The 26538-nt window shown below is 55.7% G+C and carries 41 protein-coding genes; 36 read left to right on the plus strand and 5 right to left on the minus strand.

Translation table 11 applies throughout. From position 1 onward, the window contains the following. The first annotated feature begins 262 nt into the window (after nucleotides 1-262). The 11 genes from rpsJ (at nucleotide 263) to rplP (ending at nucleotide 6565) form a co-directional block, all read left to right on the plus strand. The gene (rpsJ, locus tag Q0955_RS09970) at nucleotides 263-571 is read left to right on the plus strand and encodes a 30S ribosomal protein S10 (protein ID WP_044028221.1); all 309 of its coding nucleotides are present in this window, start codon (nucleotides 263-265) and stop codon (nucleotides 569-571) included. A 12-nt stretch (nucleotides 572-583) separates the two neighbouring features. After that, entirely contained in the window at nucleotides 584-1309 is a 726-nt protein-coding gene (gene rplC / locus Q0955_RS09975; protein ID WP_299423798.1) for a 50S ribosomal protein L3, read from the plus strand. Beyond that, on the plus strand, nucleotides 1306-1923 hold the full coding sequence (rplD, locus tag Q0955_RS09980) for a 50S ribosomal protein L4 (protein ID WP_299423801.1): 618 nt from the start codon (nucleotides 1306-1308) through the stop codon (nucleotides 1921-1923). The genes rplC and rplD overlap by 4 nt, the downstream gene beginning before the upstream one ends. Then, nucleotides 1920-2216 (plus strand): 50S ribosomal protein L23, encoded by a 297-nt coding sequence (locus Q0955_RS09985; protein ID WP_164644437.1) that lies wholly within the window; start codon nucleotides 1920-1922, stop codon nucleotides 2214-2216. Before rplD ends, Q0955_RS09985 begins: the two co-directional genes overlap by 4 nt. A gap of 128 nt (nucleotides 2217-2344) precedes the next feature. Further along, nucleotides 2345-3019 carry a sulfotransferase gene (locus tag Q0955_RS09990; protein ID WP_299423803.1) on the plus strand — a complete coding sequence of 225 codons (675 nt, stop codon included), beginning with the start codon at nucleotides 2345-2347 and terminating at the stop codon, nucleotides 3017-3019. A 164-nt stretch (nucleotides 3020-3183) separates the two neighbouring features. Beyond that, entirely contained in the window at nucleotides 3184-3570 is a 387-nt protein-coding gene (locus Q0955_RS09995) for a nuclear transport factor 2 family protein (protein ID WP_299423806.1), read from the plus strand. A gap of 352 nt (nucleotides 3571-3922) precedes the next feature. Beyond that, the gene (gene rplB / locus Q0955_RS10000) at nucleotides 3923-4765 is read left to right on the plus strand and encodes a 50S ribosomal protein L2 (protein ID WP_299423809.1); all 843 of its coding nucleotides are present in this window, start codon (nucleotides 3923-3925) and stop codon (nucleotides 4763-4765) included. A 3-nt stretch (nucleotides 4766-4768) separates the two neighbouring features. After that, on the plus strand, nucleotides 4769-5047 hold the full coding sequence (gene rpsS / locus Q0955_RS10005) for a 30S ribosomal protein S19 (protein ID WP_058238275.1): 279 nt from the start codon (nucleotides 4769-4771) through the stop codon (nucleotides 5045-5047). A gap of 3 nt (nucleotides 5048-5050) precedes the next feature. Then, nucleotides 5051-5431, plus strand: a complete 381-nt coding sequence (gene rplV / locus Q0955_RS10010) for a 50S ribosomal protein L22 (RefSeq protein ID WP_164644442.1) — start codon at nucleotides 5051-5053, stop codon at nucleotides 5429-5431. Then, nucleotides 5431-6138 carry a 30S ribosomal protein S3 gene (rpsC, locus tag Q0955_RS10015; RefSeq protein WP_283425766.1) on the plus strand — a complete coding sequence of 236 codons (708 nt, stop codon included), beginning with the start codon at nucleotides 5431-5433 and terminating at the stop codon, nucleotides 6136-6138. The genes rplV and rpsC overlap by 1 nt, the downstream gene beginning before the upstream one ends. Nucleotides 6139-6151: 13 nt before the next feature. Then, nucleotides 6152-6565: a 50S ribosomal protein L16 gene (gene rplP, locus Q0955_RS10020; RefSeq protein ID WP_164644444.1), complete on the plus strand. Its 414-nt coding sequence runs from the start codon at nucleotides 6152-6154 to the stop codon at nucleotides 6563-6565. 232 nt (nucleotides 6566-6797) lie between these two features. On the opposite strand, the gene Q0955_RS10025 is transcribed toward rplP, so the two are convergent. Next, the gene (locus tag Q0955_RS10025; protein WP_299423818.1) at nucleotides 6798-8963 is read right to left on the minus strand and encodes a HAMP domain-containing methyl-accepting chemotaxis protein; all 2166 of its coding nucleotides are present in this window, start codon (nucleotides 8961-8963) and stop codon (nucleotides 6798-6800) included. A gap of 202 nt (nucleotides 8964-9165) precedes the next feature. Here Q0955_RS10025 and Q0955_RS10030 point away from each other — a divergent pair, with 202 nt between their 5' ends. The 4 genes from Q0955_RS10030 (at nucleotide 9166) to Q0955_RS10045 (ending at nucleotide 11940) form a co-directional block, all read left to right on the plus strand. Beyond that, nucleotides 9166-9786, plus strand: coding sequence for a 2OG-Fe(II) oxygenase family protein (locus Q0955_RS10030; RefSeq protein ID WP_299423820.1), 621 nt, complete (start codon nucleotides 9166-9168; stop codon nucleotides 9784-9786). Nucleotides 9787-10083: 297 nt separating this feature from the next. Next, nucleotides 10084-10329 (plus strand): hypothetical protein, encoded by a 246-nt coding sequence (locus Q0955_RS10035; RefSeq protein WP_299423823.1) that lies wholly within the window; start codon nucleotides 10084-10086, stop codon nucleotides 10327-10329. Between the two features lie 269 nt (nucleotides 10330-10598). Further along, nucleotides 10599-10844 carry a hypothetical protein gene (locus tag Q0955_RS10040; RefSeq protein WP_299423827.1) on the plus strand — a complete coding sequence of 82 codons (246 nt, stop codon included), beginning with the start codon at nucleotides 10599-10601 and terminating at the stop codon, nucleotides 10842-10844. A 97-nt stretch (nucleotides 10845-10941) separates the two neighbouring features. Continuing rightward, nucleotides 10942-11940 (plus strand): AraC family transcriptional regulator, encoded by a 999-nt coding sequence (locus Q0955_RS10045; RefSeq protein ID WP_299423829.1) that lies wholly within the window; start codon nucleotides 10942-10944, stop codon nucleotides 11938-11940. A 5-nt stretch (nucleotides 11941-11945) separates the two neighbouring features. On the opposite strand, the gene Q0955_RS10050 is transcribed toward Q0955_RS10045, so the two are convergent. Together Q0955_RS10050 and Q0955_RS10055 are read right to left on the minus strand one after the other, a co-directional pair. Beyond that, on the minus strand, nucleotides 11946-12572 hold the full coding sequence (locus tag Q0955_RS10050; RefSeq protein ID WP_299423831.1) for a LysE family translocator: 627 nt from the start codon (nucleotides 12570-12572) through the stop codon (nucleotides 11946-11948). Nucleotides 12573-12685: 113 nt separating this feature from the next. Beyond that, a complete protein-coding gene (locus tag Q0955_RS10055) occupies nucleotides 12686-13303 on the minus strand; it encodes a hypothetical protein (protein ID WP_299423834.1) in 618 nt (205 codons plus the stop codon). 242 nt (nucleotides 13304-13545) lie between these two features. On the opposite strand from Q0955_RS10055, the gene rpmC reads away from it, so the two are divergent. From rpmC to Q0955_RS10125, 14 genes are all read left to right on the plus strand, one after another. After that, on the plus strand, nucleotides 13546-13746 hold the full coding sequence (rpmC, locus tag Q0955_RS10060; RefSeq protein ID WP_299423837.1) for a 50S ribosomal protein L29: 201 nt from the start codon (nucleotides 13546-13548) through the stop codon (nucleotides 13744-13746). A 14-nt stretch (nucleotides 13747-13760) separates the two neighbouring features. Continuing rightward, entirely contained in the window at nucleotides 13761-13991 is a 231-nt protein-coding gene (gene rpsQ / locus Q0955_RS10065) for a 30S ribosomal protein S17 (protein WP_299423839.1), read from the plus strand. Between the two features lie 98 nt (nucleotides 13992-14089). Continuing rightward, on the plus strand, nucleotides 14090-14458 hold the full coding sequence (gene rplN / locus Q0955_RS10070) for a 50S ribosomal protein L14 (RefSeq protein WP_294116156.1): 369 nt from the start codon (nucleotides 14090-14092) through the stop codon (nucleotides 14456-14458). A 1-nt stretch (nucleotide 14459) separates the two neighbouring features. Continuing rightward, entirely contained in the window at nucleotides 14460-14771 is a 312-nt protein-coding gene (rplX, locus tag Q0955_RS10075) for a 50S ribosomal protein L24 (protein WP_283425774.1), read from the plus strand. Then, on the plus strand, nucleotides 14764-15324 hold the full coding sequence (gene rplE, locus Q0955_RS10080; RefSeq protein WP_299423842.1) for a 50S ribosomal protein L5: 561 nt from the start codon (nucleotides 14764-14766) through the stop codon (nucleotides 15322-15324). Before rplX ends, rplE begins: the two co-directional genes overlap by 8 nt. 18 nt (nucleotides 15325-15342) lie before the next feature. Further along, a complete protein-coding gene (gene rpsN / locus Q0955_RS10085) occupies nucleotides 15343-15648 on the plus strand; it encodes a 30S ribosomal protein S14 (protein ID WP_093325866.1) in 306 nt (101 codons plus the stop codon). A 12-nt stretch (nucleotides 15649-15660) separates the two neighbouring features. Further along, nucleotides 15661-16050, plus strand: coding sequence for a 30S ribosomal protein S8 (gene rpsH / locus Q0955_RS10090; protein ID WP_299423851.1), 390 nt, complete (start codon nucleotides 15661-15663; stop codon nucleotides 16048-16050). Nucleotides 16051-16060: 10 nt separating this feature from the next. Further along, entirely contained in the window at nucleotides 16061-16594 is a 534-nt protein-coding gene (gene rplF / locus Q0955_RS10095; protein ID WP_299423853.1) for a 50S ribosomal protein L6, read from the plus strand. Nucleotides 16595-16605: 11 nt separating this feature from the next. Beyond that, a complete protein-coding gene (rplR, locus tag Q0955_RS10100) occupies nucleotides 16606-16968 on the plus strand; it encodes a 50S ribosomal protein L18 (protein ID WP_299423856.1) in 363 nt (120 codons plus the stop codon). Nucleotides 16969-17083: 115 nt separating this feature from the next. Beyond that, complete coding sequence (rpsE, locus tag Q0955_RS10105) at nucleotides 17084-17647, plus strand: 30S ribosomal protein S5 (protein ID WP_093325872.1); 564 nt, start codon at nucleotides 17084-17086, stop codon at nucleotides 17645-17647. Between the two features lie 13 nt (nucleotides 17648-17660). After that, entirely contained in the window at nucleotides 17661-17849 is a 189-nt protein-coding gene (rpmD, locus tag Q0955_RS10110) for a 50S ribosomal protein L30 (RefSeq protein ID WP_209064855.1), read from the plus strand. A gap of 329 nt (nucleotides 17850-18178) precedes the next feature. Next, entirely contained in the window at nucleotides 18179-18394 is a 216-nt protein-coding gene (locus Q0955_RS10115) for a DUF1127 domain-containing protein (RefSeq protein ID WP_299423865.1), read from the plus strand. Between the two features lie 234 nt (nucleotides 18395-18628). Next, nucleotides 18629-18844: a DUF1127 domain-containing protein gene (locus tag Q0955_RS10120; protein WP_299423868.1), complete on the plus strand. Its 216-nt coding sequence runs from the start codon at nucleotides 18629-18631 to the stop codon at nucleotides 18842-18844. Between the two features lie 211 nt (nucleotides 18845-19055). After that, nucleotides 19056-19268, plus strand: a complete 213-nt coding sequence (locus Q0955_RS10125) for a DUF1127 domain-containing protein (protein ID WP_299423871.1) — start codon at nucleotides 19056-19058, stop codon at nucleotides 19266-19268. Nucleotides 19269-19326: 58 nt separating this feature from the next. On the opposite strand, the gene Q0955_RS10130 is transcribed toward Q0955_RS10125, so the two are convergent. Beyond that, entirely contained in the window at nucleotides 19327-19800 is a 474-nt protein-coding gene (locus tag Q0955_RS10130) for an SRPBCC family protein (protein ID WP_299423873.1), read from the minus strand. Nucleotides 19801-19898: 98 nt separating this feature from the next. Here Q0955_RS10130 and Q0955_RS10135 point away from each other — a divergent pair, with 98 nt between their 5' ends. The 5 genes from Q0955_RS10135 to Q0955_RS10155 all read left to right on the plus strand — a co-directional run bounded on the left by Q0955_RS10135 (nucleotide 19899) and on the right by Q0955_RS10155 (nucleotide 24532). Next, the gene (locus tag Q0955_RS10135; protein WP_299423876.1) at nucleotides 19899-20594 is read left to right on the plus strand and encodes a YafY family protein; all 696 of its coding nucleotides are present in this window, start codon (nucleotides 19899-19901) and stop codon (nucleotides 20592-20594) included. A 139-nt stretch (nucleotides 20595-20733) separates the two neighbouring features. Then, complete coding sequence (locus tag Q0955_RS10140) at nucleotides 20734-21858, plus strand: amidohydrolase (RefSeq protein ID WP_299423877.1); 1125 nt, start codon at nucleotides 20734-20736, stop codon at nucleotides 21856-21858. A 155-nt stretch (nucleotides 21859-22013) separates the two neighbouring features. After that, the gene (gene rplO / locus Q0955_RS10145) at nucleotides 22014-22487 is read left to right on the plus strand and encodes a 50S ribosomal protein L15 (protein WP_299423879.1); all 474 of its coding nucleotides are present in this window, start codon (nucleotides 22014-22016) and stop codon (nucleotides 22485-22487) included. Between the two features lie 108 nt (nucleotides 22488-22595). Further along, on the plus strand, nucleotides 22596-23960 hold the full coding sequence (secY, locus tag Q0955_RS10150; RefSeq protein ID WP_164644469.1) for a preprotein translocase subunit SecY: 1365 nt from the start codon (nucleotides 22596-22598) through the stop codon (nucleotides 23958-23960). After that, nucleotides 23957-24532, plus strand: a complete 576-nt coding sequence (locus tag Q0955_RS10155) for an adenylate kinase (protein ID WP_299423885.1) — start codon at nucleotides 23957-23959, stop codon at nucleotides 24530-24532. Before secY ends, Q0955_RS10155 begins: the two co-directional genes overlap by 4 nt. Nucleotides 24533-24592: 60 nt before the next feature. Here the strand turns inward: Q0955_RS10155 and Q0955_RS10160 are convergent, their stop codons facing one another. Next, the gene (locus tag Q0955_RS10160; RefSeq protein WP_299423887.1) at nucleotides 24593-25267 is read right to left on the minus strand and encodes an outer membrane beta-barrel protein; all 675 of its coding nucleotides are present in this window, start codon (nucleotides 25265-25267) and stop codon (nucleotides 24593-24595) included. Between the two features lie 445 nt (nucleotides 25268-25712). Between Q0955_RS10160 and rpsM the strand changes: the two genes are divergently transcribed. Together rpsM and rpsK are read left to right on the plus strand one after the other, a co-directional pair. Continuing rightward, nucleotides 25713-26081 (plus strand): 30S ribosomal protein S13, encoded by a 369-nt coding sequence (gene rpsM, locus Q0955_RS10165; protein WP_164644472.1) that lies wholly within the window; start codon nucleotides 25713-25715, stop codon nucleotides 26079-26081. 14 nt (nucleotides 26082-26095) lie between these two features. Beyond that, on the plus strand, nucleotides 26096-26485 hold the full coding sequence (gene rpsK / locus Q0955_RS10170) for a 30S ribosomal protein S11 (RefSeq protein WP_299423892.1): 390 nt from the start codon (nucleotides 26096-26098) through the stop codon (nucleotides 26483-26485). The last annotated feature ends 53 nt before the right edge of the window (nucleotides 26486-26538 follow it).

Here is a 26538-nt window from a genome sequence, read left to right on the forward strand (position 1 = left end):
CACGCCGAAGGCTCGTGCCAACACAGATCCCGTTCAGGCATTGAAGAGGACATGCTTGATACGTTCCGGCGAGCGGGCAAGGCAGGGCCAAAATGCGGTTAAGTTGCCAAAACGCTTGCCAGCCTAAAAAAACGACTGTAAAGGGCGCTGGTTCCTTACTGGAATCTTGAGGCGGGGTGATTCCCGCCTTTTGGGTTCGATGAGGGTTTGCGGTGGTCGCGGATCCTCCTCTCAACTCCAACGCCTATACAAGGCTGACGAAATGCAAAGTCAAAACATTCGCATTCGGCTGAAGGCTTTTGATTACCGTGTACTGGATGCCAGCACACAGGAAATCGTGAACACTGCAAAGCGCACCGGCGCGCAGGTTCGTGGCCCGATCCCACTTCCCAACAAGATTGAGAAGTTCACCGTTCTGCGTGGTCCACACGTAGATAAGAAATCCCGCGATCAGTTCGAGATCCGTACGCACAAGCGTCTTCTCGACATCGTAGATCCGACCCCGCAGACCGTAGACGCGCTGATGAAGCTCGATCTGGCGGCCGGCGTGGACGTACAGATCTCTGTTTAAGGAGAGTATCTGATGCGTTCCGGTATTATCGCGAAAAAAGTGGGCATGACCCGCTTGTTCATGGAAGACGGCAAACAGATTCCTGTAACCGTTCTTTCCCTCGACGGCCTTCAGGTTGTTGCTCAGCGCACCGAAGAGAAAGACGGCTACACAGCTGTTCAACTCGGCGCTGGTACAGCCAAGGCCAAACGCACCTCCAAAGCCATGCGTGGCCACTTCGCAGCTGCGAAAGTGGAACCAAAGCGCAAGCTGGTTGAGTTCCGCGTTCCATCCGAAGGCCTGATCGAAGTGGGCGCGGAAATCTCCGCAGAGCACTTCCTTGAAGGTCAGAAAGTGGACGTTGCGGGTACTTCGATCGGTAAAGGTTTTGCCGGTGCCATGAAGCGCCACAACTTCGGCGGTCTGCGCGCGACACACGGTGTCTCGATCAGCCACCGTTCCCACGGCTCGACTGGTCAATGTCAGGATCCCGGTAAGGTTTTCAAAGGAAAGAAAATGGCCGGCCACATGGGTGCCGTACGTGTGACCACGCAGAACCTGGAAGTTGTCAAAACTGACGCCGACCGTGGTCTTCTGTTCATCAAAGGTGCTGTACCTGGCTCCAAAGGTGGTTGGGTCTCCGTTAAGGACGCCGTGAAGAAGAAAGCTCCTGAAGGTCTGCCTTTCCCGGCAGCCGTAAAAGCAGCAGCGACCGAAGCTCCGGCTGAAGAAGCACCTGCGGAAGGTGGTGAAGCATGAAACTTGACGTGATCAAACTCGACGGCTCCAAAGCCGGTTCGGTTGAACTGTCCGAAGATCTGTTCGGTCAGGAGCCACGTGCGGACATCCTGCACCGTGTGGTCCGTTGGCAGCGTAACAACGCACAGGCCGGCACCCACAAGGTAAAGACTCGCTCCGAGACTTCTTACTCCACCAAAAAGATCTATCGCCAAAAAGGCACCGGCGGCGCACGCCACGGTGACCGTAACGCGCCGATCTTCCGCGGTGGTGGTATCTACAAAGGTCCAGTTGTCCGTTCGCACGGCCACGACCTGCCAAAGAAGTTCCGCAAGCTGGGTCTGAAGCACGCGCTGTCCGCGAAAGCGAAAGCAGGTGAGCTGGTTGTGATCGAAGACGCCGCATCCGAAGGCAAGACCGCCGCTCTGGCCAAACAGGTTAAGAACCTGGGCTGGAAACGTGCTCTGGTCATCGACGGCGCATCCGTGAACGAAGACTTCCTGAAAGCATCGCGCAACATCGAAGGTCTGGATATCCTGCCAACGATGGGTGCGAACGTTTATGACATCCTCAAGCGTGACACTCTGGTGATCACCAAAGCGGGGATCGAAGCACTGGAGGCTCGCCTGAAATGAGCGCTAAAGCAGAACACTACGATGTGATCCGCGCGCCGGTTATCACCGAGAAATCCACCATGGCGTCTGAGAACGGCGCAGTGGTTTTCGAAGTGGCGATCGACAGCAACAAACCACAGATCAAAGAAGCTGTTGAAGCGCTCTTTGGTGTGAAGGTCAAAGCGGTCAACACCACCATCACCAAGGGTAAAGTCAAACGTTTCCGCGGCCAGCTTGGCAAGCGTAAAGACGTGAAAAAGGCTTACGTGACCTTGGAAGAAGGCAACACGATCGACGTGTCCACCGGGCTCTAAGATCCGCCTAAAAATTAGGGGCCGTCCGAGAAATCGGGCGGCCCTTTTTCATTTTGTGTTGTGATTTTCGCTCAGCCGCTTAGGTGTGAGGTGGTGCAGGTCATATTTTAAACCTTCAGGACTTTACCGTGTATTCTCACACACTCTCTTTTCGCGATACCGAAACATCGCGCACCAGCGCGCAGCGCACGTTTTTGATTTTTGGCGTCAACCGGGGCGGAACCACAGCCACCGCAGGCGCGATCCGCCGATTGGGTATGTTTCTTGGGGACGATCTCGGCGGCAACCTCGAAGACCGTCTGTTCCGCAAACGCCTTGGAATGGATACCATTCGCGAGACCGTCGCTGCGCGGGATGCAGATCACGATGTGTGGGGATGGAAGCACCCGCATCCGCATCAATACATTGATGAGCTTTTGCCAGACCTGCGCAACCTGCGGCTTATTCTTGTGACACGTGATTTGGCGGCCAACAGTTTGGGCACATCGTCCTGGGACCGCGAGGACATCGATAAGGCCATCTCCATGTATCTGGCGCAGACACGCAAAAACGTGGACCTCATGCGCCGTGTGGACTGCCCGGCCTTGGTAGTGAGCTACGAGAAACTCCTTGTGAAACCGGAAGCGGTTGTGGGCGACATGGCACATTTTTGCGGTCTGAAACCCAGCGCATCCGAGTTGGCCCATGCCGTCGACTTTATTAAGCCGGGGGCGTACCAGCCCGGCGAGGCACAAGACCTCTCTGTCGCGGAAAAGCTGCGCCATCGTGGCAGCCGGATCAAACGTGCGCTCCTCCGGCGCTAGGGGGGGCGCAGTGTTCCGCAGGGATTTCTGCACGCGATGATTTCCATCAGGGTCTTTGAATAATTCTCTAGCAGTTATGACCGCCGCCACATCTCTTCATTGGGCAGGCTGGCCCCGCCTCTCTATGTCTGTCGCCAGGAAACGTGACGAGAAAGGACAGAGAGATGAACGCACAGGCGGAGTTGTTTGAGGCTGTACAGACCTACTTTGATGGACTGTTTTATTGCGACAAAGAAAAGCTCGATGCGGTGTTTCACCCGGCGGCGAGTCTGTTTGATGTTGAGAAGGGCGGGATCTTCGCGGAACCAATTGCGAGTTTTAACGCAGACGTGGGTGGCAACGCGGCCAACTCCCCGCATGCGCTTGGACAGCAGATGGATGCGGAGATTTTGATGGTGGATTACCTGACACCCAAAAGCGCCCTGGTCAAAATCCGCTTCCGCGCCCGGCGCAATGTATATCAGGACCACCTGTCGATGCTGAAGGGCGAAAACGGCTGGAAGATCGTGGCAAAGGTTTGGATGCTGGAGAAGGTGGTGGCGGAGATTTGAGGGGGGCAGTTTGGCAAGCTTCAAGTTGCTCACCCGCGGAATAGTAGTAGCGAGCGGTGCTTGCTGTAGATGGGGCTTCTCGCATGGTTGCCGCTTGCTGTTGCTTTGCGCCGGTCAATCGAACCGCATAAAAACAAGCCCTCCTATAGACACCGCCCCCCATCCCCGTTATATCGCGCAAGTCGTGTGGCCTCAGATTCGTTCTGGGGCTGCTCACATTTGAGAGTCGGGCACCTACGGGGGCCTATAACCTTGGCACCTTAGTAGTTGGGTTTGCGTTCAAAACCAGCGAGCAGGGGCCTTCATCTACGCAGAGAGCACGCTCTTTGCATGCACACGGAAGACAGAAAGCATGGCACTTAAGTCGTATAAGCCGACGACGCCGGGCCAACGTGGGTTGGTGCTGATCGACCGTTCGGAACTTTGGAAAGGACGCCCTGTCAAAGCCCTCACTGAGGGTCTGACAAAGTCGGGCGGCCGGAACAACACCGGACGGATCACATCGCGTCGCCGCGGTGGTGGGGCAAAACGCCTCTACCGGATCGTTGATTTCAAACGCAACAAATTTGATGTCGCAGCAACCGTTGAACGGATCGAATATGACCCGAACCGGACCGCGTTCATCGCACTCGTAAAATATGAAGACGGCGAGCAGGCCTACATCCTAGCCCCACAGCGTTTGGCTGTTGGCGATCAGGTTGTGGCGTCCGCGAAAGCTGACATCAAGCCGGGCAACGCAATGCCGTTCTCTGGCATGCCAATTGGTACGATCATTCACAACATCGAGCTGAAACCAGGCAAAGGCGGCCAGATCGCCCGTGCAGCTGGTACCTACGCTCAGTTTGTTGGTCGTGACGGTGGCTACGCTCAGATCCGCCTGTCCTCTGGCGAACTGCGCCTCGTGCGTCAGGAATGCATGGCCACCGTTGGTGCCGTGTCCAACCCTGACAACTCCAACCAGAACTTCGGTAAAGCCGGCCGTATGCGCCACAAAGGCAAGCGTCCGTCTGTTCGTGGTGTGGTCATGAACCCGATCGATCACCCGCACGGTGGTGGTGAAGGTCGTACCTCCGGTGGTCGTCACCCAGTGACACCATGGGGTAAGCCGACCAAAGGTGCACGTACCCGCAACAAAAACAAAGCGTCGCAAAAGCTTATCATCCGCTCGCGTCACGCCAAGAAGAAGGGACGTTAATCTATGTCTCGCTCTGTATGGAAAGGTCCTTTCGTCGATGCTTATGTGCTTAAAAAAGCCGAAGCAGTACGCGAATCCGGCCGCAATGAAGTGATCAAAATCTGGTCCCGTCGTTCCACCATCCTGCCCCAGTTCGTGGGTCTGACTTTTGGTGTGTACAACGGCAAGAAACACATCCCTGTCAACGTCACTGAAGACATGATTGGTCAGAAGTTTGGTGAATATTCGCCAACTCGCACCTATTACGGTCACGCAGCTGACAAAAAAGCGAAACGGAAGTAAGTCATGGGCAAGGTAAAGAACCCCCGCCGCGTGGCTGAAAACGAAGCAATGGCGAAAACTCGCATGCTTCGCACCAGCCCGCAGAAATTGAACCTGGTAGCCGGCATGATCCGCGGCAAGAAAGTTGAGAAGGCTCTGACCGACCTGACTTTCTCCAACAAGCGGATCGCTCAGGACGTGAAGAAATGCCTTCAGTCCGCAATTGCCAACGCTGAGAACAACCACAATCTTGACGTCGACAGCCTGGTTGTTGCCGAAGCCTATGTGGGTAAGAACCTGACGCTGAAACGCGGTCGCCCTCGCGCCCGTGGTCGTTTCGGCAAGATCATCAAGCCGTTCTCGGAACTCACTATCAAGGTGCGTCAGATTGAGGAGCAAGCCTAATGGGTAACAAAGTCAATCCAATTGGCATGCGCCTTCAGGTGAACCGCACCTGGGACAGCCGCTGGTACGCGGACACCAAAGATTTTGGCGATCTTCTGCTGGAAGACATCAAAATCCGTGAGTTCATCAAAACCGAGTGCAAACAAGCCGGTATCGCACGTGTGATCATCGAGCGTCCTCACAAGAAGTGCCGTGTGACTGTTCACACTGCGCGTCCGGGCGTGATCATCGGCAAAAAAGGCGCGGACATCGAGACCCTTCGCAAGAAGATCGCCGAGATGACCGACTCCGAGCTGCACCTCAACATCGTTGAAGTGCGCAAGCCGGAACTCGACGCAACGCTGGTTGGCGAGTCTATCGCTCAGCAGCTGGAGCGCCGTGTGTCTTTCCGTCGCGCAATGAAGCGTGCCGTTCAGAACGCAATGCGTATGGGCGCCCTGGGTATCCGGGTGAACGTTGCAGGTCGTCTGGGTGGTGCAGAGATCGCACGGACCGAATGGTATCGTGAAGGTCGCGTGCCATTGCACACACTGCGTGCCGACATCGATTACGCACACGTGGAAGCCACGACCGCTTACGGGATCATTGGTATCAAAACCTGGATCTTCAAAGGCGAGATCATGGAACATGATCCACAAGCACGTGATCGTCGCGCTCAAGAAGTCCAGGATGGCCCAGCACCTCGCGGTGCAGGCGGTCGTCGCTAAGGGAGACTGATCAATGCTTCAGCCAAAGCGTACTAAATTCCGCAAGATGCACAAAGGCCGCATCAAGGGTCTGGCGAAGGGTGGTTCCACCCTGAACTTCGGCTCCTTCGGCCTGAAGGCAACCACACCAGAGCGTGTGACTGCTCGCCAGATCGAGGCAGCACGTCGCGCAATGACCCGTCACATGAAACGTCAAGGTCGTGTTTGGATCCGTATCTTCCCAGACACTCCTGTGACCTCGAAGCCAACCGAAGTCCGTATGGGTAAAGGTAAAGGCTCCGTGGACTACTGGGCGTGTAAAGTGAAGCCAGGTCGTGTGATGTTCGAAATCGACGGTGTTGACGAAGACATCGCTCGTGAGGCTCTGCGCCTTGCCGCGATGAAACTTCCGGTCAAAACCCGCGTCGTCGTTCGCGAAGACTGGTAAAGGTTAGAGGGGCTTGCTCCTCAGTCCTGACAAATTTGACCCTCCGCCGGGAAGCTGGCGGAGGGTTCTTTGTTTGCGCAGTGCTGAGAAGCCTATTGAGCCTAGATTACTTCATTGGCTTGGCCGGAATTCAGGTGAGCTTACTTTGAGAGGCTCCGTCAGGGTGCGTAAGCACAAAAAAGGCCCTGCCGAAATCGGCAGGGCCTTTTTTTGGTGGGTTGAAGTGAAGGGCCTAAGCGGCGTCCCACTCGTCGTCTAGGTCGTCTTCGGTAGTGCGAGAGGACGTTTCGCCTTTGAGCGTGAAGCCATCCACAGCACGGACCAGGTTCTCGGCTTCGCCTCGCAAAACTTGGCCAGATGCAGCGGTCTCTTCCAGCATGGCCGCGCTCTTCTGGCTGTCGCTGTCGAGGTTTTCGACCGCCGCACTGACCTCTTTTAGGCCGGTAGATTGGTCCACGGCATTCTCCGCAATTTCACGGACTTTGCCCACAACTTGCTCAACCGCTTGCATAATCTCACCCAGCGAGTTGCCGGTTTCGTCCATCAAGTCCACGCCGTTGGCAACTTCGGTTTGCGAGCTGGAAATCAACGTGTTGATTTCATGGGCCGCCTCGGAAGACCGTTGTGCAAGTGCTCGCACTTCGGAGGCCACGACCGCGAAGCCTCGGCCTGCGTCCCCGGCGCGCGCTGCTTCCACACCGGCGTTGAGGGCCAGCAAGTTGGTCTGGAAGGCGACGTCTTCGATCAGACCACTGATCTGGGAAATCGCGTCGGAACTTTCTTTGATCTTTTGAATCGCTGCCACGGTCTGATCGGCAACTTCCCGGGTCGACTCCGCCTTTTTCTGAGCATTGTTAACGTGGGTGCGGGCTTCTTGCGCACTTTGCGCCGTATGGTTGACGGTCTGCGCAACAGTCTGCAGCGAAGAAGAGGTCTCTTCCAATGAGGCCGCTGAGATTTCCCCACGCCGAGACGCGTCATCCACGGAGGAAGAGATTTCCTGAGACGTATGGTTCAAAACCTGGCTGGATGCGGACAGCTGGCGTACCATGCCGTCCAAGCTATCGGTCAGGTGAGTAATGGTGTCGGAAATGTCTTTGAAGACACCTTTCTGACCCTGTGGCATTTCATGGGTCAAGTCGCCGGTCGCGAGGGTTTCGAGAGCCTCTTGAACGTCTCCCAGACCTTTCTGTGCCACCTCACCAATGGTGTTCACGCCCTGGCCAAGGTCTTTGAACACACCTTCGGAGCCAGTTGTGTCGATCCGGCGAGAGAAGTCGCCCTCGCCACAGGCCTCAATCACCTTGCTAATTTCACGGGTCATGTGAACCTTGGTCTCTTCCTGCTTACGGAAGTCGCCCACAGCTTCAGAGATTGCAGACAGTTCGCGGATGCCTGACTTTGGCATTTCTTTGGAGAAGTCTTCGTTCATCATGTCTTTCAGAACGGCATCGATCCGCTTGAGTGGGCGGGAGATACCTCGAGCCAAGAAGAAGGCAAAGATTGCGAACAGCCCCGCGCCGACGATCGCAGCCCATTGTGAGCTTTGCTGCGCTTTTTGACTCACGGTTTCGCTTTCGAGGAGTACCGCATCGAGAGATGCGGTCACGTCCGCCAAAATCGTATCCATGTAAGGAGAGGCGTCTGCATAGCTTTTCGACATATCTTTGCGGAAGCCACGCTCTGTCAGAGTTTCTGCCACAAGAGATTCAAAAACCGTTTTGTATGCAGCCATTACCGGTAGGATCGCTTCACGCTGCTCAGCGCTGTCGTAGAAGAAAACAGGGAACCCCTCGAATTCCTTAATTCGAGCATTTACCTCGTCCAGCCATTTCGTGTCGGTAGAGATCAGGAAGTCTTTCTCATGCTGCCGCATGGTCAAGACATTGACCTTTAGGACAGGAATAGCAACGTCTTTAAGGCTTTCATTTACAGTGTTTGCAGCCTCTTCCAACTGTCCCCGAAGACCTTCAGAGTTGGTCAAACCCAAGCGGTTGTTGCTTGCCACAACGTCTTTGAAGCGGGCTTCATACTCGTGAGCGAACTCGTTCAGGGGGCCAAGGTTGGCAGATGTTTCTGCCAAATCGGGTACTTTGGCTAGGATTTCTTCCATGACGGCAATATGAGCCCACATCTTCTCCATAATGCCTGAATGGCGGTCGGAGTATTTGGTGTCGAGGCGTAGGAGAAAGTCTTTTTCTGCTCGACGTGCCATCAAAAATTCGATTTTTAGGTTTTCAATCGCGATGGCAGCTTCTTCGATGACTTTTACACGATACTGCATGTCATCGCGCATTTTGTGAGAATAAAGCGAGATCCCAGCCAAACTGCCCATGACGCCAATGGCCATGACGATGATTGAGACGATCGCGAATGATACTGTAATCTTACGTTTCATGGTTTTCCTGCTCCTGGACAGGCGGATTGCGAGTGTGACAATGAGATGTAGCAAGCAGGTGTTAATAGAGTGTGGCCTTAAAAAACGGGGGTTTAGCCCAAAAATTAGGCGAATCTTTTTGCCAATGTTTCAAGGGGATTAAGCGAAGGTTTCTACCGACGCGTGTCTCGAGGAAAAAAACTAGCTACGACAAGGAACTGATATGTCGACCATCGAATCTCTCTTTGTGACCCGCCTTTATCGAGCGCGTCTGTCTGAATTTGGCACGTCTGTTGATCCCGAGGAGCTGGAGGCGTCCTGTTTTTCGATTGCCGAAGATGATGAGGCGGGACAGGAGTGGTGTGAGGCCAATGCCTATCCCGGCTATACGTCTTATGCCTCTCTGACGGATTTGCCGTGGCGCTTCCCGATTTTTGCGGACGTGGTGGCATCTTTGGACCAACATGTGGCGGATTTTGCCAAAGATTTGGAATTTGACTTGGATGGTAAGTCGCTGAAACTCGAGGACTTATGGATCAATATCCTTCCTGAGGGGGGGATGCATGCCAGCCATATCCATCCGCATTCGGTGATCAGTGGAACAACCTATGTGTCGATGCCGGATGGGGCGAGCGCGTTAAAGCTGGAAGATCCCCGCTCTGGACGGATGATGGCGTCGCCGGTGCGAAAAAAGGGCTCCCGGCGGGATTTGCAGCCGTTTATCTATATGAAACCGGAGGTTGGTGACGTGCTGTTGTGGGAGAGCTGGCTGCGCCATGAGGTGCCAATGAACATGTCAGAAGATGAGCGGGTGAGCGTCAGTTTCAACTATATTTGGGAATAGGTGCTGCGCCGTTAACTGGTCATAATCCATGTCGATATCGTGTCGGTAACACGACTGTATCGCGGAGGTGCGGGTATTGACGGGCCCCACCACGTTAAGCCAACGTGCGCAGCCGTTGCGAAATACATTCAGAAAGCCGCCCCGGTTTGGGCGGCTTTTGCTTTTGGCGGGAGAACTTCTCGGATGTCCCAAATTCAAATGTCACATTCCCAAATTCCAATGCTGCTGCGCAAGATGGCCCCCATATCCCTTTCATCAAAGGAACACAGAAAACCCCAACTGAAAGGAAACACCCCCATGTTCACCAAATTCGCTTCCGCCGCCGTTGTTGTTGCTCTCACCACGCCTTTGGCCTTTGCTTACCCCGTGACCTCGGCCCCTGGTCCAACCGAGCCGGTGATGACAGAGAGCTATGAGGTTGCCGGCACCATCGGGATGGACCGCCGCCAGGATCGTCGGGGTGATCGTCAGGACTGCCGTCAGTCTGAAGGGATTGTGGGGGCTGACAAGCGGGACTGCAAACAAGACAGCCGCAACGGCTAACGTCCACCCTTAGGAATTGCGCATGAGCCTCGACCTCAAAAGGTCGGGGCTTTTGGTGTTGAAGTCAGTCGGGGGCAGATTTTGTGCGGACGGGAAGTGACTTGCCCGATGGATCTTGGGTCAGGGGAGGGATTTCCAAATGGTCAATAGTGGAGCTGTCTCAAATTCAAATGTCACCTTCCCAAATTCCAATGCTGTTGCGCAAGATGGCCCCCATATCCCTTTCATCAAAGGAACACAGAAAACCCCAACTGAAAGGAAACACCCCCATGTTCACCAAATTTGCTTCCGCCGCCGTTGTTGTTGCACTCACCGCGCCTCTGGCTTTTGCCTACCCTGTGACTTCAGCGCCTGGCCCAACTGAGCCAGTGATGACCGAGAGCTATGATGTTGCCGGCACCGTTGGTATGGACAATCGGGAAGATCGCCGCGACACGCGCCAAGACTGCCGTCAGGGCGAAGGTGTTGTCGGTGACGACAAGCGCGACTGCAAACAGGACAGCCGCAACGGGTAATTCCTGTCTGCCGCACAATGAAAGCGCCTCGACCTTAAAGGTCGGGGCTTTTGCCATTAGGGCTTTCCCAACACCGCGCGCACGCTAGAGTGGTTTTATGAAGCAAGTGCGCAGTGTGAGATTTGGCTACGTCAGTGAGACGTTACAGCGCAAGCTGGGCGTTCAGGTTGGTGAGCGGTTGCTGCGCAAGGTGGGGCGCTATCCGGGCACGAAACAGCTGGCCACAGTGAAGCAGGAGGCGGCGTTGATCCGGGCGGCCTGTTTGGAGATGCACGAGCCGACGCTGGCAGCGCAGATGGGGATTGGCTATCGCGATGCGCCAACGCTGTCGTCGTATATTGCGGCCAGGTCCAAGACCCTGCGGGCGGCGGTGGAGAATGCCGCCAAGTTTTACAGTCTGGCAGACCCGACAACGCGGTTTGAGTTGCGCGAGATTGCGGAGGGCGAGGCGCTGGAGGTTGTGTCGTTGGACGCTGGGTTGCAGGCCAATGAAAGGTTTCAGGAGTTTCTGGTGATTGGCATGTTGGCGCGCATTCAGAGCATCACGCGGCAGGACACGCGACCGACGCGGGTGGTGTTCAAACATGCGGTGCTTGGGGACGTGCGGGCTTATGAACGGATTGCGGGTTGCCCGGTGCAGTTTGGCGGCGGGTTTAATGGGCTGCGGTTTGCGCAGGGCGTGCCGGATGTGCCGCTGGGGGAGCATGACCCGGATTTGGTGGGCCATCTGACGCGGCTGGCAGAGGCGCAGCTGCGTGAAGTGGATGTTGACGACGGACGTCTGTGGGACAGGGTGGAGCGTATGCTGGTGCAGGCCTTGCCGGAGCGGTTTTTGACGGCGGATGAGGTGGCAGAGCAGCTGGGCATCACGCGGCGCACGTTGACACGGCGGCTTGGCGCAGAAGGCGGGAGCTATCGTGATTTGTGCAATGGGCTGCGCTACCGGCTGGCCAAGGCACATCTGCGGGATGGGCGGTCGGTCACGGAGACCACATTTTTGCTGGCCTACAAAGATCAGGCCAGCTTTTCGACCGCGTTTAAAGGCTGGAGTGGCGCGGCGCCCAGTGCCTTTGTGGCTGCGCTGGACGCCTCTTAGAGGGCTTAGCGCTCGGCGGTGACCAGTTTCATGGCCAAGGCGATGAACACGACACCAGCGAGGCGATTGAGCCAGATTTGCGCGGTGGGTGAGTTTTTCAGCCAATCACCCAGCCAACCTGCCGCCAGTGCGACGGAGCCGAACACCAGCAGCGTGGCGATGATCATCAGGAAGCCAAGTTGGTAAAACTGCAGCACCAGGGGGCCGTTGGCCGAGTTCACAAACTGTGGCAGGAAGGCGAGGAAGAAGATCGTCACCTTGGGGTTGGCGATGTTCATGATCAGGCCGCGTGTGTATTGCTTGGCTGACGTCTCGGGTGCTGGGGCGTCCCCGTCCAGATTGGATTTGGCAGCGGTAAACGACTTATACGCCAGATACGCCAGATAGGCCGCGCCGATGTATTTCAGGATGGCAAACGCCACTTGTGAGGTTTGAAAGATCACCGCGACACCCAGCGCCACGGCGGTGGTGTGAAAGATCAAGCCGCTTGCGAGACCGAGTGTCACCGTGAGGCCCGCGACACGGCCATGCAGGGCGGATTGGGTCAGCACAAAGATGTTGTCCGGCCCCGGCACCAAGGCCAGGGCAATGGCCGCGCCCATAAACAGGATCGCTACGTCAACAGGTATCATGATTACTCCTCCCAAAGTGTGCGCTTTGGCAGTGAGGCTGAGCGCGGTGGTTGAGAAGGTGTAGGGGAGATGGGGGCGGGAGGGAAGAGTGCGTGGTGACGTGTCACACACAGTCACTCCTCTTTGGCCTCTGTTTCTTGCGCAGCATTCTTGCCAATCAACTCCAGAGCGGCTGGAGAAGGAGTCTCCAACCGGATGGCTGCCAGTGTTGTAAAGCCATTCACAACTTCGGCATTGTGGTTTAGCGCGAGTTGCAGCACGCCACCATCCTCCAACTCCAATACTAGAAAGGCGCCTGCGCGATGGGTGGAGCCGGAGGACTCCTCCAATTCAGTTGGACCTAAAAATGTGCCATCTAGGGATTGTCGCCAAGCGGGGTAGGCCTCCTTTAACGCGGTTAAATCGGAGTTGAAGCTAAACAAGAAACAGAAGTCATGAACACTTTCATAAGTCTGAATGGCAAATTCAGAAGAGCGCGTCTCCCATAGTACTGTGTCTTCGCGCGCATTGTTGGCTTTGATGAATTGCTGGGTGATGCCGTCGTTGATCTTTCGGACACCGTCGTATTCAGGAGCGGTTTGCGTGTTCAGCAACGGAAGGCAGAATCCATTGAAGTCTTCCAGTGCAAGAGAAGGGTCTGCCCGTAGGCCGTTTGCCAGTAGAGGGGTGGCGAGGCACGCTGATGTGGCCAGCACCAGAACGGATTTTGGGTGGAAAGTGGTAAAAAACATGCAGGTTTCACGAAAGCGATTTGGTCGGGGCTATAGAGCCGGCACGCTAACCGCGAGTTGGCTGGCCGTCTAGTTGCGAATTCCCCAGCTTTCGCTTGCCATCCCTGCGACTCCCCCGTATAGAGCGCCATCTCATGGATTCCGTGTATGCGGGATTCGTGTGTTTTGTATTTGTCCATCAGGCAAAAGGGTCACCCCGCACATACTCGGGCGCCTTCTGATGTATGAGAAAGGAAAAGGCGATGAACGCCAACGAACTGCGTGATAAAACGCCGGATCAGCTCCGTGAGGAACTGGCCAATCTTAAGAAAGAATCGTTCAACCTTCGTTTCCAAGCGGCCACCGGCCAACTGGAAAACGCGGCCAAGATCCGTGAAGCGCGTCGCAACGCTGCACGTGTGAAGACCATCCTGAACGAAAAAGCCAAAGCGGCAGCAGAGTAAGAGGAGCCTTAAAGATGCCCAAACGTATCCTGACTGGCACCGTTACTTCGGACGCCAACGCCCAAACAGTCACCGTGTCCGTAGAGCGTCGCTTTACACACCCGGTTCTGAAGAAAACCATCCGTAAGTCCAAAAAGTACCGGGCTCACGATGAAAAGAACGCTTTCAAGGTCGGCGATCAAGTACGCATCATCGAATGCGCGCCGAAATCGAAAACGAAACGCTGGGAAGTTCTGGAAGCCTAAGAGTCTCGTAAGAGACTCCTGGCGACTAGACTTAACAGTCAGTCGAAACCCTGGGGGATACACCACGCATCGGTGCCCCATAGGTCGGGAGAAACCACATGATCCAGATGCAAACCAACCTGGATGTTGCTGACAACTCCGGCGCTCGCCGAGTTCAGTGCATCAAGGTTCTGGGTGGTTCCAAGCGTAAATACGCATCCGTAGGCGACATCATTGTTGTCTCGGTTAAGGAAGCCATTCCACGCGGTCGCGTTAAGAAAGGGGACGTCCGTAAGGCCGTCGTCGTACGCACCGCTAAAGAAGTCCGTCGTGAAGATGGCACTGCAATCCGCTTTGACCGGAACGCAGCTGTAATCCTGAACAACTCCAACGAGCCAGTGGGTACACGTATCTTTGGCCCAGTTGTTCGTGAGCTTCGCGCAAAAGGCATGATGAAAATCGTCTCGCTCGCGCCGGAGGTGCTGTAAGATGGCTGCTAAGCTGAAAAAAGGCGACAAGGTCGTCGTTCTGGCCGGTAAGGACAAAGGCAAAGAGGGCACGATCTCCTCTGTTGACCCCAAAGCCGGTAAAGCTGTTGTGGACGGCATCAACATTGCCATCCGTCACACCAAGCAAAGCCAAACCGCACAGGGCGGTCGCATCCCTCAGGCGATGCCGATCGAACTGTCTAACCTGGCATTCCTGGACAAAAACGGCAAAGCAACCCGCGTTGGCTTCCGCATGGAAGGCGACAAAAAGGTTCGCTTCGCAAAGACCACAGGGGACGTGATTGATGCTTGATAATGCAGATTACACACCACGTCTGAAGTCGCTCTATGCGGATTCCATCCGCGCCGCTCTGAAAGAAGAGTTCGGTTACAAGAACGACATGCAGATCCCTAAGCTGGAAAAGATCGTGCTGAACATCGGCTGTGGCCGTGCAGCCGTGAAAGACAGCAAGAAAGCCAAGTCGGCACAGGCTGATCTGACCGCGATTGCGGGCCAGAAGGCGCTGACCACCGTGGCGAAGAACTCCATTGCTGGCTTCCGCGTTCGCGAAGGCATGCCAATGGGTGCCAAGGTGACCCTGCGTGGCGACCGTATGTACGAATTCCTCGATCGTCTGATCACCGTTGCGATGCCACGCATCCGCGACTTCCGTGGTGTGAAGCCGAGCTTTGACGGCCGTGGCAACTTCGCCACCGGTTTGAAAGAGCACATCGTGTTCCCAGAAATCGACTTTGATAAAGTGGATGAGAACTGGGGCATGGATATCGTCATCGCCACCGATGCTGAAACCGACGCCGAAGCGCAGAGCCTGTTGAAGCATTTCAACATGCCCTTCACCGCGTAAGGCTGAGAGGATTACGACATGGCTAAAAAAGCAATGATCGAACGCGAAAAGAAGCGGGAACGTCTGGTAGCGAAATACGCTGCTAAGCGCGCCGAGCTGAAAGAAATCGCAGCCGATGAGTCCAAGCCAATGGAAGAGCGTTTCAAAGCGCGTCTGAAACTGGCGAAACTGCCGCGCAACAGCTCGGCAACCCGTCTTCACAACCGGTGCCAGCTCACCGGCCGTCCACACGCTTACTACCGTAAGCTGAAGGTCAGCCGTATTGCGCTGCGCGAGCTGGGTTCTGCTGGTCAGATCCCTGGCATGGTCAAATCTAGCTGGTAAGGAGAGAGAATTATGAACGATCCTATCGGTGATATGCTGACCCGTATCCGTAACGGCCAAATGCGTGGCAAGTCCGTGGTTTCTACCCCGGCGTCCAAGCTGCGTGGTTGGGTTCTGGATGTTCTGGCCGACGAAGGCTACATCCGCGGTTACGAAGCGTCTGAAGAGAACGGCCACGCGGCCTTCGAAATCAGCCTGAAGTACTACGAAGGCACTCCTGTTATTCGCGAACTGAAGCGGGTCTCCAAACCTGGTCGTCGCGTGTACATGGGCGCTGAAGACATCCCAACCGTCCGTCAGGGCCTGGGTGTGTCGATTGTCTCCACCTCTAAAGGTGTGATGTCGGATGCAAGTGCACGCTCCAACAAAGTTGGCGGCGAAGTACTCTGCACGGTCTTCTAAGGAGAGCTTGATGTCTCGTATTGGTAAAAAACCGGTCGAGCTGCCCAGCGGCGTTAGCGCTTCTGTCTCCGGCCAGACCATCGAAATCAAAGGCCCGAAGGACACTCAGTCCTTCACCGCTACTGACGACGTAAACCTTGCAGTTGAAGAGAACAAAGTTGTTGTTACTCCTCGCGGCAAGTCCAAGCGCGCCCGTCAGCAGTGGGGCATGTCCCGCACCATCGTTGCCAACATGGTAACCGGTGTGACTGCAGGCTTCAAAAAAGAACTCGAGATCAACGGTGTTGGTTATCGTGCGCAGATGCAGGGTACTACTCTGAAACTGTCGCTCGGTCTCTCTCACGAAGTGAACTTCGAAGTGCCAGCGGGTATCACCGTGACCACACCGAAGAACACCCAGATCATCGTGGAAGGTACTGACAGCCAACTGGTTGGCCAGGTTGCGGCAAACATCCGCGAATGGCGCAAACCAGAGCCTTATAAAGGCAAGGGTATCAAGTACGTGGACGAATATATCTTCCGTAAGGAAGGTAAGAAGAAGTAAGGACCAGTTAGATGGCAAACAGCAAACGGGATCTGTTCCTCAAGCGCCGCCTGCGCGTCCGGAACAAACTTCGCAAGGTCAATGGCGATCGCAAGATGCGCCTGTCCGTGCACCGCAGCAACAAGAACATCAGCGTTCAGCTGATCGACGATCGCAACGGTGTCACAGTGGCGTCCGCTTCCACTCTGGAAAAAGACTTGGGCCTGATCGGCAAAAACAACGTCGAAGCAGCCACCAAAGTGGGTGCGGCGATTGCCGAACGTGCGAACAAAGCAGGCGTGACCGAAGCATACTTCGACCGCGGCGGCTTCCTCTTCCACGGCAAAGTGAAGGCTCTGGCCGAAGCTGCGCGTGAAGGTGGCTTGAAAGTCTAAGACTTGTGGGGGACGTCCGCGTCCCCCCGATGATCCGGGAGGTCCGGCCTATGGTCGGGCTTCACTGGGATTGAGTATATCAGGCGCCAAGCGCCAGTAGATAAAGGAATGCCAAATGGCAGAACGTGAAAACCGCCGGGGCCGTGGTCGCAACCGCGAAGAAGAAACCCCGGAATTCGCTGATCGTCTCGTTGCGATCAACCGTGTTTCCAAGACCACCAAAGGTGGTAAGAACTTTGGCTTCGCAGCTCTGGTTGTTGTTGGTGACCAAAAAGGCCGTGTAGGCTTCGGTAAAGGTAAAGCGAAAGAGGTCCCTGAGGCCATCCGCAAAGCCACCGAGCAAGCCAAGCGTCAGATGATCCGCGTGCCTCTGCGCGAAGGTCGTACCCTGCACCACGACATGGAAGGCCGTCACGGCGCCGGTAAAGTGGTTATGCGCACCGCGCCAGAAGGTACCGGGATCATCGCCGGTGGTCCAATGCGTGCCGTTTTCGAAATGCTCGGCGTCAAAGACGTTGTTTCGAAATCCATCGGTTCGCAGAACCCCTACAACATGATCCGCGCCACCATCGACGGGCTGAAGAAAGAAGCCAGCCCACGTCAGGTTGCGGCTCGCCGTGGCAAGAAAGTTGCTGACATCCTGCGCAAGGATGAAGCACCTGCCGAAGCTGCAGAGTAAGGAGTAACGACCAATGGCAAAAACCATCGTTGTAAAACAGGTCGGTTCGCCGATCCGTCGCCCACAAGACCAGCGTGCCACGCTGATCGGTCTGGGTCTGAACAAAATGAACCGGACCCGTGAGCTGGAGGACACTCCTTCGGTACGCGGCATGATTCGCAAGGTTTCCCACATGGTGGAGATCATCGAAGAGCGCGACTAAGCCTTTTTGATCGACAAAATTGAAAACGCCCTCGGACTTTCCGGGGGCGTTTTTGTTTGCATTGTCCGGAACTTCTTAAGGCTTTGGTAACTGGGCGATAGAGCCTGCACGGCGCCAGGCTAAATCTAGGGGCAGGAGAGGGATTTGGCCCCAAGTATATCATTCCAGAATGGAATGATTAACATCGCTTTCATCGATATTCGCAAAGTGCATATCTGGGATGCTTTCTTGGGCCTACCACGCTGCAAACTTGGGCACTAAATGGACCGCATGAACAGATAATGCGCGTCAAGCCGAAGTGGCGCATCGGCACTTGAAGGATTTAACTCATGCAACATGCTCCAACTCTGCACATCGAAGCCGTAGACATCGTAGGCCGTTTCACCCGTTTGGTTGAGAACTGGCTGCTGACACGCAAGCGCGACGCGTCTTTTGCCAAAACTGTTAAAGAGCTGAATAAGCTCACCAACCGTGAACTGGCAGACATTGGCCTGAACCGCGGCGACATCGAAGATGTTGCGCGCAAAGGCGCTCTGGCCCTGTAATCAGCAGGATTACCAGACACTCCCCTGAAAGGCCTCGGAGATCGCTCCGGGGCCTTTTTGCGTGTGGCGGGAATTCGCAAAACCTTGTCCGGAATGCATAGGAGATAGTCACTTGCTTTCGTTGAAAGCGACGGCGTGAAGACTTTTATCTGTGGGGTAACACAGACCCACATATGACTGACACAAAACAGCGCTATCCGAAGGTGGATTGGCGCCCCAAGGAGGACTTGTCTGATGGCCTATTTGAACACACCACCCTCGCGCAGCATTGGTATGGGCGCACGCATCTATGATGCCTGGTCCACCTACCGTGGTGAACAGCGGCAAAACGCTTTGTACCGTGAAACAACCCGCCAGCTGGGTGGGTTGAGTGACCGGCAATTGGAGGACATTGGCGTGTCTCGCCATGACATCGAACAGCTGGCGAGAGACCACACCATGCGGCGGTGAGAGACGTTACAAACCGACTTACCAAGCCTCGGCGCATGCCGGGGCTTTTTGGTTTCTGAGAGGTAAAGAGCCATGACAAAGATGCATATCGGGCAGATCAATCTGGCAATTGTTGGCGCTAACGGGTGTGCCTATGTTGAGGGCACCAGAAGGTAAAACAGAAAAACGCCGAAAAATGCGTTTCGGCACAGAAAGATAAGGAGCCACCTCCATGGCATTTGTTCAAACCGCCCAGTCCGCCCGCATCGACCTTTTTGCATCCCTGCGCGCGTCGATTGAAGACTTCAAAGCAGCCCGTGCGCTGCGTCAGAAATATAACACCACTGTTCGGGAATTGGCTCGCATGAGTGATCGCGAGTTGAACGATATTGGTGTTGATCGCTACGACATCCACAGCATTGCATCCCAGCATGTTTATGGCTGAGTGATCTCACAAGATAAATGAAACGCCCCTGCCTGATCCGCAGGGGCGTTTTTGTTTGTCAGAACGGCTGCGGTATGGCTGAGGCATGACCCGTAACGTGGTCGTTGAGCCCCCGGAGGTTGCCGTTTAGCACCTTGCGCAATTGCGGCTTCATCAGGATAGCGCCCATGAGCCAGCCAAGCGGGCCGAACTTCGGCTGATAGTCGATGCTCCAATGGACGTTGGTTTTTCCGGCGCTTGTTGGGGTTAAGCGAATCTCGGCTTGTGCGGTCTTGAATGGAATTTTGCCCATCTCAAGCATGGCAGCGCGGTAGCCAAGCCCCTCGTTCCAGGTGATGGCCTCTTCGACCAGGGAGGTGCCGTTTGGGAAGTGGCAGCGGCGTTTGGCGCCAAGACCGGTGGTGTTTTCTGAGAGAACGTCCACTTTCACAACCTCCGGCGCAATGACATCTATCGCCATATAATCTGCCAAGGCCGCCCAGACAGTGGCTGGTGCAGCGGAGATGGTTCGGGTGCTTTGGACGTGCAACATTTGGTAGGTCTCTTTCAGAATAAGTAAATGTGTCGAGATTGGTCTAAGGTTGCCCTGCTGACAGCGTTATGTCAGCAGTGTGGCAGCAGGGGTGAAAAATGCGTCGCACGGAACGGCTATTCCAGATTATCCAAGTTTTGCGCGCGGCCCGTGGACCGGTGACAGGGCGGGAGCTGGCTGACGAATTGGAAGTCTCCCTGCGCACGCTCTATCGCGATATGGCGGAGTTGATTGCGCAGCGGGTGCCCATCACTGGCGAGGCCGGGATGGGGTATGTTCTGGATGAGGGCTATGACATGCCACCCCTGATGTTGAAGGCGGATGAGTTGGAAGCAGCCGTGTTGGGCGCGGGTCTGGTGGCGGGGCAGGCGGATCCAACCTTGGCGCGGGCGGCACGAGATTTGGTAGTCAAGCTGACCGAGGCGATCCCCGAAGAGCTACGGCCGGTGGTGCTGGATGCCAGTTCGCGGGCGATTGTTGCCAAAGGTCCAAAGGCGGAACGGTTTGACGGGGCGCGGCTGCGAGTTGCCATTCGAGAACGGTTCAAGCTGCGGGTTGTTTATCGGGATGGCGGAGGACGTGAGAGCAGTCGCGTAATCTGGCCCCTGTTGATCGCCTATTTCGTCGGCGATCGGTTTATTGTGGCCTGGTGTGAGACGCGGCAGGACTATCGCCATTTCCGCACAGATCGGGTTGCCGCGTTGGACGTGTTGAATGAGGTTTACTCGGGACGGCGTGCAGAGTTGATCAAGGGCTGGGAGGAGCTGATGGCGAAGCGGAAAGGGGCGCCTTGAGGCTTTTCCTTTTTGGCTATCGATCCTCGCGACAGCTGCTCACAATATCCAGAAATTCGGGCAAAATGATCGCAAAGCTTTGTTATGCCTTTGTGTGGGGCGCGTCGCCTCGACAAGACCTTCATAAGGAGCGCTTTTGATGCTGGATCTCACATCGTTTCGCCGCGACATACATAGCCACCCTGAGGCGGGATTTGATCTGGAGCGCACGCCGCGCCTGATCGGAGACTTATTAGAAGGCGCAGGTCTTGAAGTTGTGCAAGGCGTCGGGCGCTGCGGTGTTGTGGCCACCCTGAAGCGGGGGCCGGATGAAACGGCAATTGGCTTGCGGGCTGATATGGACGCGCTCCCGATCCAGGAAGCTAATGGCTTCTCTTACCGGTCAAAGCAGGATGGGCTTTTCCATGGATGTGGGCATGACGGGCACAGCACCATGTTGCTCGGAGCGGCGCTCAAGTTGGCGGAGGATTCGACGCTAAAGCGAACCGTGCACTTTATCTTTCAGCCGGATGAGGAAAACGGTAACGGCGCTGCCGCGATGATTGCGGACGGTTTGTTTGAGCGGTTTCCCATGGCGGCGATTTATGGACTGCACAACATGCCGGGCATGGCGCTTGGGCATTTTGCCACGCAATCCGGACCGTTTTGTGCGTTTGAAGATAATTTTGAGATCACAATTGAGGGCCAGGGCGGACATGCTTCAATGCCCGAGAAAGGGGTTGATCCGATTGTGGCTGGCTCAGCCATCGTGATGCAGTTGCAGTCCATCATCTCGCGCAATGTGCCGCCGCGCGATCATGCGGTTGTTTCCGTTACAGAGTTTGTGACCGATGGGGGCCGCAATATTCTGCCCAGCAATGTGACCTTGCGCGGCGATTGCCGGGGGTTTTCGCAGGAGGTTTCCCAAACCATTAAGAGCCGCATGCGTGCAATCGTGGAAGGGGTTTGTACTGCTCAGGGAGCAAAGGGGCAGGTTTCTTATTCGACCTCTTTCCGGCCCTTGGTGAATGACGGGCGTGCCACTGAAAGTATTGCTGCGGCGGCGCGTAGCGTCGGGACGGTTGATGCAACTTACGGACGGGTTGGGTTTTCTGAGGACTTTGCGGAGTTCCTGTCTCATAGACCAGGGGCCTTCATTTTGATGGGCAATGGGCTCGGCGGGAACAATGCCATGCCGCTGCACAATCCGTCGTATGATTTTAATGATGACGCCATTGCGCATGGTGTGAACTATTGGGTTCGGCTGGCGCATCAAGGGCTATAGTTGCCACCCAAAACTACACATCTTCCACATTGCAAACCCTCCCCCAAGGGTCTATACGCCCCCGGTGGCGCTTTGCGTCATGAGAATCAAAACCAAGAAAAGCCGTGTTTGGCCCGAAGACGCTTCGTGGGTCAGTTCCGGCAAGGAGAAGCGATATGAAACTGCACGAACTGAGCGACAATCCTGGCGCAACCAAAAAACGCATGCGCGTTGGCCGTGGCCCTGGCTCCGGCAAGGGTAAAATGGGTGGCCGTGGTATCAAAGGTCAAAAGTCCCGTTCGGGTGTGGCGATCAACGGCTACGAAGGTGGCCAGATGCCATTGTACCAGCGTCTGCCAAAGCGTGGCTTCAACAAGCCAAACCGCAAGGCATTTGCTGTGATCAACCTGGGCCTGATCCAAAAATTTGTTGATGAGAAAAAACTGGACGCCTCTGCTGCGATCACCGAAGACGCGCTGATCGCGTCCGGTCTGGTGCGTCGCAAAAAAGACGGCATCCGTGTTCTGGCAAAAGGCGAAGTTTCCGCCAAGCTGAACATCGAAGTGACTGGCGCTTCCAAAGCTGCTGTTGAAGCAGTTGAAAAAGCGGGTGGCTCTCTGACAGTCAAATCCGCGCCAGCGGCTGAATAAGAGGTTGTGAGCGGGCGGATGTCCGCTTACATATCCTTCCAAGTTTTCCTAACGCCGCCAAACCGGAAAACGGTTCTGGCGGCGTTTTTAGTCTAAGAGAGATCCTAAATGGTATCTGCAGCAGAGCAAATGGCGGCCAACACCAGCTGGTCCGCACTTGGAAAAGCCACCGATCTGCGCAATCGCATCCTGTTCACATTAGGTTTGTTGATTGTGTATCGCCTTGGCACATGGATTCCGGTTCCGGGCATCGACGGTGTTGCCCTCCGTGAGTTTATGGAAGAGGCCGGCGCAGGCATTGGCGGCATCCTGTCCATGTTCACCGGCGGTGCGCTGGGACGGATGGGCATCTTCGCTCTGGGCATCATGCCGTATATCTCTGCGAGCATTATTGTTCAGCTCTTGGGCTCTATGGTTCCGGCACTGGAACAGCTTAAGAAAGAAGGCGAACAAGGCCGCAAAAAGATGAACCAATACACCCGCTATGGCACGGTGGCATTGGCAACGCTGCAGGCCTATGGCCTTGCCGTCAGCTTGGAGGCCGGTGAGCTGGTCACCGATCCGGGCCTGTTCTTCCGCTTCAGCTGTCTTGTGACGCTGGTGGGCGGCACCATGTTCCTGATGTGGCTGGGTGAACAGATCACCGCACGCGGCATCGGCAACGGCATCTCCCTGATCATCTTCGTTGGCATCGTGGCCGAACTTCCCGCCGCGCTGGCACAGTTCTTTGTTTCCGGTCGCACCGGTGCGATCAGCGAAGCGGTGATTGTTGCGGTGATTGTGATGGTGATTGCTACCATCGCCTTTGTGGTCTTCATGGAGCGGGCGCTGCGTAAGATCCACATCCAATACCCGCGTCGCCAAGTTGGTATGAAAGTATATGACGGCGGCTCCTCTCACCTGCCGGTGAAAGTGAACCCAGCGGGCGTGATCCCGGCGATTTTCGCAAGTTCCCTGCTGCTGCTGCCAACCACCATCGCGACCTTCTCCGGTAGCCAAACCGGCCCAATCATGTCGACCCTGCTGGCCTACTTCGGTCCGGGACAGCCGCTGTACCTGCTGTTCTTCGTGTCCATGATTGTGTTCTTTGCCTACTTCTACACCTTCAACGTCAGCTTCAAACCTGACGATGTGGCCGACAACCTTAAGAACCAGAACGGCTTTGTGCCAGGCATCCGCCCGGGCAAGCGCACCGCAGAATACCTTGAATATGTGGTCAACCGTATCCTGGTTCTGGGTTCTGCATATCTTGCGGCAGTTTGTCTCCTTCCGGAGATCCTGCGTGGACAGTTTGCGATCCCGTTCTACTTTGGCGGCACCTCGGTTCTGATTGTGGTCTCCGTGACCATGGACACCATCCAGCAAGTTCAGAACCATCTGCTGGCGCACCAGTACGAAGGGCTTATTGAAAAGTCCCAGCTGTCTGGTAAAGGCCGGAACAAACGCAAACGCAAAGGACCTGCTCGTCGATGAACATTATTCTGCTTGGCCCGCCCGGTGCCGGTAAAGGAACCCAGGCTGGCCGTCTCGTAGAGAAGCGCGACATGATCCAGCTTTCTACGGGCGACATGCTGCGCGCCGCCAAAACCTCCGGTACGGAGATGGGCAAGAAGGTTGCCGAGGTCATGGACCGTGGTGAGCTGGTCACCGATGAGATCGTGATTGGCCTGATCCGCGAGCAGCTGGAAGGCGACAAAAAGGGCGGTTTCATCTTTGACGGCTTCCCGCGCACCTTGGCGCAAGCAGATGCATTGGCAGAGCTTTTGGCAGACTGTGGCGAAAAGCTCGACGCCGTGATTGAGATGCAGGTGAACGATGAGGTTCTGGTGGAACGCATCGTGGGCCGCGCCAAAGAGGCAGTCGCCAACGGTGGCGAGGCCCGTGCGGATGACAATGCAGAAAGCCTGAAAGTTCGCCTGATGGCGTATTACAAGCAGACCGCGCCACTCATTGGTTACTACCATGCCAAAGGCAACCTGACCTCGATTGATGGTCTGGCCTCGATGGATGAGGTTGAGGCCTCTGTGGCAGGCGTTTTGGGTTAAGCCGAGCTTTTGAGAATTTGAGAACGGAGCGCCTTTGGGCGCTCCGTTTTGTTTTGGGACTTAGAACGAGACACGTACGCCGTAGCTGATTCGGTCGATGTCCAGACTGTTGGCATTCACCCGACCGGTACCACCGGCGACTTCGGGCAGGCCGTTGAAATTTACGTCTGTGACCTTGGTGTAATCGGCAAAGAGAGACACGCGGTCATTCACGGCATACAGCGCACCAAGGCCAAGAGAGACCCCACCTTCGGTAAAACCGGCATCGCGCGTGGGCGGCGCGAAGGTGTAGGAATTGTGCACGTCAAAATCCAGCTGGGTGTAGCCGACGTGGCCGTAAAGGCTGAACTTTTGGGTCACATTCACGCCGCCAATGAGGCGGGCGCCGTAGCTTGAGTTCAGATTGATGTCTGTGCCCAAGACTCCGACAATGTTACGCGTGCTGGCGTTTTCATGGTTATAGAATGCCTCGCCACCAACAAAGTAATTGTTGTTGGTGAAGTTGTGGTGATAGCCCACGGCCAGACCGATGCTGGCGTCATCGGATTGCACGTGTGAAATGCCTGCGGAGTCCGGCACGGGCAATCCGGCGGTGGCCTCGTTACGTTCCAGCGTGTGGCCAAGTGAAGTCAGGCCGATATTGCCGCTGACATAGAAACCTTCGGCCATAACAGGTGCCGAGGCAAAGGCGGTAAGGGCGGTGGCGGCGGCCACCACAGCGGGGATGTGTTTCATGTTTGTCTCCAGAAGTGTCTGTGCGGGGACAACTTCCGCGAGGGTGCTAGAAATGGAAAATCAACTGCAATCACAGCGGCGCGGAGAAACGTGTGTGACTTGACAGGTATTTGAGTTGCGACACCCGCGTTTTGACATTGATGTGAGGGTTCAGGTGGTGCGAGAATTTTCTGCACTCGACACGTATGGAACGCGTTGTTAGACCGCCGCAGTGATTTGAAGCGCTGTAGTGCGCGCGAGGGCTTGGATTGAAGTCCCTTGACACCCCCTGCAATCCCCCCTATTTCACCCCATCTCTTAACGGAGAATCAATTCTTTGCGCGTGGGTCGCACCCATGTTGCAAGACCACCTGATCAGCTGAGGCCCGGCCGCACATCGCGTCGGGCTTACGTTGTGAAAAAAGGTTCCGGAGCTACGGAACCGCAACGAAAAGGAAAGTGACACGTGGCACGTATTGCCGGCGTAAACATCCCGACCCACAAACGGGTCCCGATCGCCCTGACTTACATCACTGGTATTGGCCCAGCATCCGCAAAAGAAATCTGCGAAAGCGTGAAGATCGACGAAACCCGTCGCATCAACGAGCTGTCTGACGCAGAAGTTCTGGCCATCCGTGAGCACATCGATGCGACCTACACCGTTGAAGGTGACTTGCGTCGTGAAGTGCAGATGAACATCAAGCGTCTGATGGACCTTGGCTGCTACCGTGGCCTGCGCCACCGTCGCAACCTGCCGGTTCGCGGTCAGCGTACCCACACCAACGCTCGCACACGCAAAGGCCCTGCGAAGGCCATTGCTGGTAAGAAGAAATAAGGGGGTCCTGATCGATGGCACGCGAAAAGACTCGTACGAAGAAAAAAGAGCGTAAGAATATCGCCACTGGCGTTGCGCACGTGAACTCTTCGTTCAACAACACAAAAATCCTGATCTCCGACGTTCAGGGCAACGCAATTTCCTGGTCCTCTGCTGGCACCATGGGTTTCAAGGGCTCCCGTAAGTCCACCCCATATGCTGCTCAGATGGCTGCGGAAGATGCAGGCAAAAAAGCTCAGGACCACGGTGTTAAAACACTGGAAGTGGAAGTTCAGGGTCCGGGTTCCGGCCGTGAATCTGCACTGCGCGCTCTGGCTGCAATTGGTTTCAACATCACCTCCATCCGTGACGTGACACCAATCGCCCACAACGGCTGCCGCCCACCAAAGCGCCGCCGCGTCTAAGCGACATTTCTACTACCTGGGGCCGCGTGATCCGCACGGCCCCAGTTCGTCAT

Origin of the sequence: uncultured Shimia sp. (assembly GCF_947493595.1) — a bacterium.
Classification (GTDB): Bacteria; Pseudomonadota; Alphaproteobacteria; order Rhodobacterales; family Rhodobacteraceae; genus Shimia.